The 7864-nt window shown below is 58.8% G+C and carries 9 protein-coding genes; 6 read left to right on the top strand and 3 right to left on the bottom strand.

Features of this window, described 5'->3' with window-relative positions; all coding sequences use genetic code 11:
• Together Q7L05_RS16250 and Q7L05_RS16255 are read left to right on the top strand one after the other, a co-directional pair.
• On the top strand, positions 1-811 hold an 811-nt coding region (locus Q7L05_RS16250), incomplete at its 5' end, for a hydantoinase/oxoprolinase family protein (RefSeq protein ID WP_303909172.1).
• A 48-nt stretch (positions 812-859) separates the two neighbouring features.
• Entirely contained in the window at positions 860-2041 is a 1182-nt protein-coding gene (locus Q7L05_RS16255) for a DesA family fatty acid desaturase (RefSeq protein ID WP_303909174.1), read from the top strand.
• 313 nt (positions 2042-2354) lie between these two features.
• Here the strand turns inward: Q7L05_RS16255 and Q7L05_RS17470 are convergent, their stop codons facing one another.
• Positions 2355-2591: a phage integrase N-terminal SAM-like domain-containing protein gene (locus Q7L05_RS17470; protein ID WP_317623147.1), complete on the bottom strand. Its 237-nt coding sequence runs from the start codon at positions 2589-2591 to the stop codon at positions 2355-2357.
• 137 nt (positions 2592-2728) lie between these two features.
• Here Q7L05_RS17470 and Q7L05_RS16260 point away from each other — a divergent pair, with 137 nt between their 5' ends.
• From Q7L05_RS16260 to Q7L05_RS16270, 3 genes are all read left to right on the top strand, one after another.
• Positions 2729-3238, top strand: coding sequence for an Imm50 family immunity protein (locus tag Q7L05_RS16260; RefSeq protein WP_303909176.1), 510 nt, complete (start codon positions 2729-2731; stop codon positions 3236-3238).
• Between the two features lie 86 nt (positions 3239-3324).
• Positions 3325-3882: a hypothetical protein gene (locus Q7L05_RS16265; RefSeq protein ID WP_303909178.1), complete on the top strand. Its 558-nt coding sequence runs from the start codon at positions 3325-3327 to the stop codon at positions 3880-3882.
• A 98-nt stretch (positions 3883-3980) separates the two neighbouring features.
• A complete protein-coding gene (locus Q7L05_RS16270) occupies positions 3981-4964 on the top strand; it encodes a PIN domain-containing protein (protein ID WP_303909180.1) in 984 nt (327 codons plus the stop codon).
• A gap of 161 nt (positions 4965-5125) precedes the next feature.
• On the opposite strand, the gene Q7L05_RS16275 is transcribed toward Q7L05_RS16270, so the two are convergent.
• Positions 5126-5407 carry a group II intron maturase-specific domain-containing protein gene (locus Q7L05_RS16275; RefSeq protein ID WP_303909182.1) on the bottom strand — a complete coding sequence of 94 codons (282 nt, stop codon included), beginning with the start codon at positions 5405-5407 and terminating at the stop codon, positions 5126-5128.
• 455 nt (positions 5408-5862) lie between these two features.
• Complete coding sequence (locus tag Q7L05_RS16280; RefSeq protein ID WP_303909185.1) at positions 5863-6858, bottom strand: transposase; 996 nt, start codon at positions 6856-6858, stop codon at positions 5863-5865.
• 71 nt (positions 6859-6929) lie between these two features.
• On the opposite strand from Q7L05_RS16280, the gene Q7L05_RS16285 reads away from it, so the two are divergent.
• On the top strand, positions 6930-7604 hold the full coding sequence (locus tag Q7L05_RS16285) for a DesA/ISL3 alpha bundle tail domain-containing protein (RefSeq protein WP_303909187.1): 675 nt from the start codon (positions 6930-6932) through the stop codon (positions 7602-7604).
• Positions 7605-7864 lie beyond the last annotated feature (260 nt).

The following is a 7864-nucleotide window of genomic DNA, read 5'->3' on the forward strand; positions in this document are numbered from 1 at the left end:
GATGGCGCGGGTCGCCGATCCCCTCGGCGTCCCGGTCGAGGAGGCGGCCGAGGGCGTCCTTCGCATCGCCAACGAACACATGGCCCGCGCCCTGCGGGTGATGTCGGTGCAGCGCGGGGTCGATCCCCGCCAGTTGACGCTGACCTCGTTTGGCGGCGCCGGCGGGCTGCACGTCTGTGCCCTGGCCGACGAACTCGGCATGACCCGTGCCCTGGTGCCGGTCCACGCCGGTGTGCTCTCGGCGTTGGGGATGCTGGTGGCACCCCGCGGGCGTCAGCTGTCGCACACCCTTCAGGGTCCGCTGGACACGGTTCCGGAGTCCGCCATCGAAGAGGCCTTTCGGACCCTGGAGGCGGAGGGCGGCGCGGAACTGGCGGCCGAAGGGGTGGCGCCGGACTTACTCTCCATCGACTCCAGTGTGGATCTGCGCTATGCGGGCCAATCCTATACCTTGAATGTGCCGTGGACCGGGCGGGCCGCGGCCGCGGAGGCGTTCCATGATCGGCACCGGACGGCCTATGGTCACCGGCTGGACCTGCCGGTGGAACTGGTCAATGTCCGCCTCGGTCTCTTCGGCCCCGAACCGGAGCTTGCGCTGGAGGGTGCCGGCAAAAACCGAGTGAACTACTTGGATATTATCGAACTCTATGGTGTGATGGGCGAAGCGGAAGTCTGGCGCCGGGAAGATCTGGCAGCCGGACAGGTGGTGAAAGGTCCGGCCCTGGTGGTCGAAACCGTTGCCACGACCTATATTGCGCCCCGCTGGCGCGCCCTGGTCGACCCGGTTGGCAATCTGTTTCTCGAGCGCTGATCGACGGCTATCTTTGAAAGCAGTTCGGTTTTTCCGAGGTACCCGCCCATGAATAACGGATTTCTCGATCTGTCGCCCTGGGCGACAGTGGCCTACACACTGATTCTCACCCATATCACCATCGCGGCCGTCACCATCTTCCTGCATCGGCACCAGGCGCACCGTACCCTGACGCTGAACCCGGTGGTGAGCCACTTCTTCCGCTTCTGGCTCTGGCTGACCACCGGCATGATCACCCGGGAGTGGGTGGCGGTGCACCGCAAGCATCACGCCAAGTGCGAATCCGATGAGGACCCCCACAGCCCACAGGTCCTGGGGCTGCGAAAGGTGCTATGGCGAGGGGCCGAGCTCTACCGCCGGGAGGCCTCGCGTGAGGAGACGCGGGAGCAGTACGGCAAAGGCGCGCCCGATGACTGGATCGAGAGGCACCTCTACACGCCGTACAACTTTGTCGGCATCGTGCTGATGCTGGTGATCAATCTGGCCCTGCTGGGGCCGGTGGGCGTCGCGGTCTGGGCCGTACAGATGGTGTGGATCCCGTTTTGGGCGGCAGGGGTGATCAACGGCGTGGGGCACTATGTCGGCTACCGCAAATTCCAGAGCCCGGACGCCTCCACCAATATCGTGCCGTGGGGCATCGTGATCGGCGGTGAAGAGCTCCACAACAATCACCACGCCTTCCCCAACTCGGCCCGATTCTCCTCCCGCTGGTGGGAGTTCGACCTCGGCTGGTTCTATATCCGCTTGCTCTCCCTTCTGGGACTGGCCCGCATCAAGCGGGTAGCGCCCAGACCTGCGAAGCTGGTGCCCGGCGAAGGGAATATCGATGCCGAGGCGGTTCGGGCGGTGATCAACGCCCGCTACCAGGTGCTGGCCGGATACGGGCGCGACGTCCTGAAGCGGGTCTACCGGGAAGAGCTGCGCCGCCGAAAAAGCGACCGCAGTCTGAAGGCGCGTTTCCGTCAGGCACGCAGCCTGCTGTTGCGCGAAGAGCGCCTGCTGGACGAGGGTTCCCAGAGGACCCTGCAGCAGGTATTCGAAGAGAGCCAGGCCCTGAAGACCGCCTACCAGTTCCGCAAGCGGCTCCAGTCCATCTGGCAGTCGGCCGCCGGCCCCGACCAGGTCCGCACCGCTCTGCAGGAGTGGTGCCGACAGGCCGAGGCTACCGGCATCGAAGCGCTGCAGCGCTTCGCCCGCCAACTGGGCGGCTACCGGCTACGGGACGCCTGAGGCCACACGACCACCCAGGCCGCGTAGGGTGGATTAGCGGCGCTCCGGCACACACGTTGACACCCGCCTTCGTGTGCACGCCGCGTAATCCACCGCCGGTCTGCCAGCCGGCAGCAACGTCCCGCAGAATCCCAGCCCCCGCGCTGTAGGAGCGGCTCCCAGCCGCGATAGCGCCCTCAACAGTCGTTCACCTTGCGATTCCCATCCCTAACCGATAATGTCAGTCAAAACAGACGCCACCGGAACATCAGGCGTCGGAACGACGAACAGAACGGACATCGCCATGGAAGCCGCTCCCGGGCTCGATATCAGATCATCTACTGCACCGGCCGGTCCGGCTCCTTGGCGCGGACCACGTTCCAATCCAGTCAAGTTCCACTTCCAGTACATGGCAGTTAAGGAAGAGCAATGCGCTAAACGCCTGGTTCCGGGTCGACGCCGAAACGCCGCGTTCGGCCGCGAGACAGGTCAGAAACCATTCGACTTCCGCTTTGCCCATGAAAAAGCACGGCGTGCCGTATGCAAACGCGACTCGTCCTACCCAGGCCATTGCAGGCTAAGTCCCGGATATGCCGAAGTTTTCCAGAGTCCAATACGGGGTATATGCGGCCAATCAGCCGCATATACCGTTATAGAGCCGATCGGCCGCATATCACCCTCAGCGAGGACGAGAGGAAAACATCGTAGGTGGATGATTTTGGGGAAACAACCATTTCATGGCGACCCGTTTGCCGGGGTGTATTTAGTCAATGGGTCGCCGACATAGAGTTAGGCATCCAGAGCGAGCGCATGGAAATAGCGAATGAAGAGCAGGTAACCCGGCATTTCGGCGAATGGCCGTCATTTCATGATGCCGAGGTGATCTCCATCGAGACTCGAAGAGGTGAAGCTCCGGGAGAGTACGCAGACCTATTAGCTTCGATTCATGTCCGCAGGTATACCCCAGCGAATGTTGGGACGGCGCAGTTTGAAATGGAAAAGACACATGACGCCCTGATTTCGCTTCGATTCAGGAGCATTTCGGAGCTCAACCTGAGCGGGTTCAACCATCAGAACGTGATCGACGATCTTGTATTCTTAGAAGAAGGGGAGCGGGTAAGAGTGACATTCGAATCAATCTTCGGAGTCGAGTGCACATTCAGCTGTGCGCAGGTCGGCGTCGTTGCCGTCATGAATAGGATGCAAGCAAACGCCTAAACATCGCTTCGAGTTCGACGGCTTACCCTTCCGCTGCGCTCCAGGGCAAGCCGCGGCTCAAGCCAAACGTTAAGCAGAAGGAAAATATGCCACACCTCATAGATTTCGATGGTTTAGAGCACGACCTTTTTGTTCTTCAGCATACTGCCTATGGCAGCAGGGAGTTCTGCGAAAAATTTGATCTCAACACTGATTGTTATGGCGGTGACTACGAGTGGTGGGAATACAAAGGGCTGCTAAAAAGCTACGTAGGCAACAAAATCATAGAGTCAGCTATCAAAGTTCGAATGGTTCAAGACTTTGCGAAACATGACGATGATGAGCTTGATTTAAAGGCTTTCGACAGGGATGCAAGAAAGGGTTTGGATATTGGATCTATCTTGGGACTATCTACGCCCCTGAATTTACGCGAGTCCTGTAACAAAATCGTTCATGCAACAGAGGCAAGAATGCAATGGATGAACTCTCTTGATAAGCCCAAGGTAGAGTATTGGAGCGGTGTTTACGAGCTCTTCGGCGAGAACAGAGGTACAGCATGGCAAGTAGATTTAAATATTCCTGAATGGTGTACCGCCATGATCCGTTTCAATAAGACGATGCAGGAAGAGGTCGATTGGCACCATGCCTACAAGCATGATGTGTAAGCTTAACAATCGGCTGCACAGCGACCGATTTTCCGCCGCTTCGCGGCTCCAAACCGGCGCGTGAGCTTGGCGTTAAGCATCAAACGTAAGGGGGAGTGGTGAACCTGTTTATTGACACAAATGTTTTCTTGTCGTTCTTCCACCTTTCTAGCGACGATCTAGAAGAACTTCACAAGCTAACGGTGCTGATTGAAAAGGGAGAGGTTAAACTCTGGCTGCCCGAGCAGGTTGATGATGAGTTCAGCCGAAACAGAGAGAATAAGCTCGCTGACTCTATGAAGCGGCTTGCTGAGCAAAAGAAAAAGCCACAATTTCCACAAGTTTGCAAGGACTATGAAGAGTACGATGAAATTCGCGAGCTCCAGGAACTGTTCGGAAAGAAATTGTCATCCTTGATCGACAAGGTTGCAAGCGACGTTTCAGAACGGACGTTAAAAGCAGACGAGAAGATTGAAGAACTTTTCGGTCAAACGGAGTTCATAAAGACATCTGAGGGGCTGCTGCGTAAGGCGAGACGCAGAATGGATATCGGAAATCCTCCTGGGAAAAATGGTTCCTTTGGGGATGCCATTAACTGGGAGGCGCTTTTAGAGCACATTCCGAAAAAAGAAGACTTGTACGTGGTTGCAGATGACAAAGACTACTATTCCCTGCTCGACGAACAGAAGCCAAAGGATTTCCTTGTTGACGAATGGTTCGCTGAGAAAAATAGCGACGTAATTTTTTATCGGAGACTGTCGCAGTTCTTTAAAGAGCACTACCCCGATATTAAATTGGCGAGCGAGCTGGAGAAAGAGTTAGCGATTCGGGCGCTCGCTGAAAGCGGCTCCTTTGCCGCCACTCACGTTGCAATAGCCAATCTCTCTTCCTATACCGAATTTACGCAAGCGCAGATTTCCGAAATCGTTGAGGCTGCGCTCACCAACAATCAAGTTAGTTGGATTCTTTGCGATCCTGATGTCCGGCAGTTTTTCTCGGCGCTCCTTGATTCGCACGGGGATATAATGAAGGAAGGCGAACGGGCCGAGATTGAAAGTGAGTTGCTAGAGTGCCCGCCAACCGACGATATAGAAGATGCTTAATCGGGTAAGGGCGGGTCTCTAGCCCGCCCTCCCCACACCACCTAGCATGCGGGTCCGCACTAGGCGGTTCACAAGAAAGAAGCACACGAGAAGTTCAGGCATAACCATGGGCTTTCATCCACAGCATGCAGATGTTGATCAGCCCCTGGCTCTTCAGCCACTCATTCGTCATCCCCGTTTGCGTCGCCAGCGTCTTCGACAGATGCCAGTAGCTCTTGCTGCTGAGGGCTGTGAAGATCGCGTGGCGTTTGCTCGTCCCCAGTGACAGCAGGTTGGTTGCGCACCTTGGTCCGCGTCTTGCGCCACCGTTTCCAGTAGCACATTCGGATCCGGCGGCGTAGCCACTGATCGAGTCCGGGGATCGGGCGGTAGTATTCGGAGATGCCGAAATAGCCCATCCATCCACGAACATACTGCGCGAGCTTGTACAGCCGGTAAGCCATCGATACACCCCAAGAGCGCCCGGTCAGTCGCCGAACGCTGTGTTTGAAGTGTAACGAGGGGGCATACCTGGACACCCATCGTAAGGAGAGGAAGGAAAAAGTTGCCGCGAGCCATTGCGGCCATTCGATTTTTTCCGGATTCGAGGTTAGGGCGTGCGTAAATCGGGCCTGATCGGAACAATTTTGGGTCAGCAGCAGAACTCGGCGCGAGTGAAATTCGCGGGTCTGGCGATCCGCGCGGAATAGCGCAACATACCCGGACACCCATCGTAAGGAGAGGAAGGAAAAAGTTGCCGCGAGCCGTCGCGGGCCATTCGATTTTCCCCGGATTTGAGGGTAGGGCGTGCGTAAATCGGACCTGATCGGAACAAGTTTGGGTCAGCAGCAGAACTTGGTGTGAGCGAAGTTCGCGGGTCTGGGATCCGCGGCGGAATAGCGCGACAGTAAAAAAGGGGCTACGCCAACAGTGTTCGGCAGGCGCCAATCCCGGGCGTTCGTCGGTAGCCGAGTTGCTGGCAGGCTTGTTTGAGGCGATGCTCCGTGCCCACCAGCCCCTTGAAAGGGCTCTCAAACTGGGTAGTCAGATAGCCCCACTGCTTGGGATCGATCGCCAGGCGCTGGAGGATGGATGGAAGGTGCTCGGGGATGGCGCCGCGCTTGCCCTTGCGGATGAGCCGTCCGGTGAAGTCCACCAAGTCCAGATAATCGGTAAGACGAAAGGGCAAGCCCCTGGGAATCGGCTCGCGCGGGTTCCCCGCGAAGGGCAGGAGGCGGGCTGGTTGTGATGGGATGTCGTTGGGATGATCCGCTAGATTCGCGGCAGCAGCCCGCTCCTGAACGGAGGTGAACTCGGAGGCCTCCGGCGTCTGCGCCATCTGCGCTCGGACCGGATTGAGATCTACGTAGGCCAGACAGGCCGCCAGCGCTTTCTCATCGAGCAGCGCCTGGGATTTGAAACGGCCCTCCCAGAAACGGCCGGTACAGTTGTCTTCCTCATTTGCCTTGCGGGCGATTTCCTCGTTCAGGCAGCGCATGAACCAGCTGATGTCCGCCAGCCGCGCACGCCAAAGCTCCGCGAAGGTATCGACGGCGCGTAGTTCCGCAGGGAAGAGCGTTTCCCCGCGTTCAAAACGACGGGTCAGCTCATTCCCGGAGAACAGCGCATGCCAGCGGTGAAGGACCTCTGCGATATTCCAACCCTGAGCGGCCTCGCGGTCGACGTGCAGAACGAGATGGTAGTGATTGGAAAGGATGGCATAGGCACATACGTCCAGGGCGAAGAGTTCGGAAAGCTGAAACAAGCGCTCCCGAATCCAGCCGCGGCGGTGCTCAAAGCTGCTGCCTGAGGTGGCGTCTTCACCACAAAGAAAGGCACGGCGTACGCAGCGGGCGACGCAGTGATAGTAGGGGGTGGCCTCGAGCGAGACGAGGGCTTTCCTTGGCTTGGGCATGGCATCTATCCCTTGATGGCAGTGCGGGTTTACAGAGTCTCAGAACTGGGCGAGGATGGCAATGGCTTGGGATGGGTGTCCGGGTAATGCTCTTCCTCGGCTATCGCAAGTTCCAGAGCCCGGACGCCTCCACCAATATCGTGCCGTGGGGCATCGTGATCGGCGGTGAAGAGCTCCACAACAATCACCACGCCTTCCCCAACTCGGCCCGATTCTCCTCCCGCTGGTGGGAGTTCGACCTCGGCTGGTTCTATATCCGCTTGCTCTCCCTTCTGGGACTGGCCCGCATCAAGCGGGTAGCGCCCAGACCTGCGAAGCTGGTGCCCGGCGAAGGGAATATCGATGCCGAGGCGGTTCGGGCGGTGATCAACGCCCGCTACCAGGTGCTGGCCGGATACGGGCGCGACGTCCTGAAGCGGGTCTACCGGGAAGAGCTGCGCCGCCGAAAAAGCGACCGCAGTCTGAAGGCGCGTTTCCGTCAGGCACGCAGCCTGCTGTTGCGCGAAGAGCGCCTGCTGGACGAGGGTTCCCAGAGGACCCTGCAGCAGGTATTCGAAGAGAGCCAGGCCCTGAAGACCGCCTACCAGTTCCGCAAGCGGCTCCAGTCCATCTGGCAGTCGGCCGCCGGCCCCGACCAGGTCCGCACCGCTCTGCAGGAGTGGTGCCGACAGGCCGAGGCTACCGGCATCGAAGCGCTGCAGCGCTTCGCCCGCCAACTGGGCGGCTACCGGCTACGGGACGCCTGAGGCCACACGACCACCCAGGCCGCGTAGGGTGGATTAGCGGCGCTCCGGCACACACGTTGACACCCGCCTTCGTGTGCACGCCGCGTAATCCACCGCCGGTCTGCCAGCCGGCAGCAACGTCCCGCAGAATCCCAGCCCCCGCGCTGTAGGAGCGGCTCCCAGCCGCGATAGCGCCCTCAACAGTCGTTCACCTTGCGATTCCCATCCCTAACCGATAATGTCAGTCAAAACAGACGCCACCGGAACATCAGGCGTCGGAA

The sequence above is a fragment of the Thiohalomonas denitrificans genome (genome assembly GCF_016841685.1).
Lineage (GTDB): Bacteria > Pseudomonadota > Gammaproteobacteria > Thiohalomonadales > Thiohalomonadaceae > Thiohalomonas > Thiohalomonas denitrificans_A.

Coding starts and splice junctions, on each gene's coding strand:
- Q7L05_RS16255 (WP_303909174.1), top strand. CDS start 860: ATGAATAACGGATTTCTCGATCTGTCGCCCTGGGCGACAGTGGCCTAC.
- Q7L05_RS17470 (WP_317623147.1), bottom strand. CDS start 2,591: ATGGCCTGGGTAGGACGAGTCGCGTTTGCATACGGCACGCCGTGCTTT.
- Q7L05_RS16265 (WP_303909178.1), top strand. CDS start 3,325: ATGCCACACCTCATAGATTTCGATGGTTTAGAGCACGACCTTTTTGTT.
- Q7L05_RS16275 (WP_303909182.1), bottom strand. CDS start 5,407: ATGGCTTACCGGCTGTACAAGCTCGCGCAGTATGTTCGTGGATGGATG.
- Q7L05_RS16280 (WP_303909185.1), bottom strand. CDS start 6,858: ATGCCCAAGCCAAGGAAAGCCCTCGTCTCGCTCGAGGCCACCCCCTAC.
- Q7L05_RS16285 (WP_303909187.1), top strand. CDS start 6,930: ATGGGTGTCCGGGTAATGCTCTTCCTCGGCTATCGCAAGTTCCAGAGC.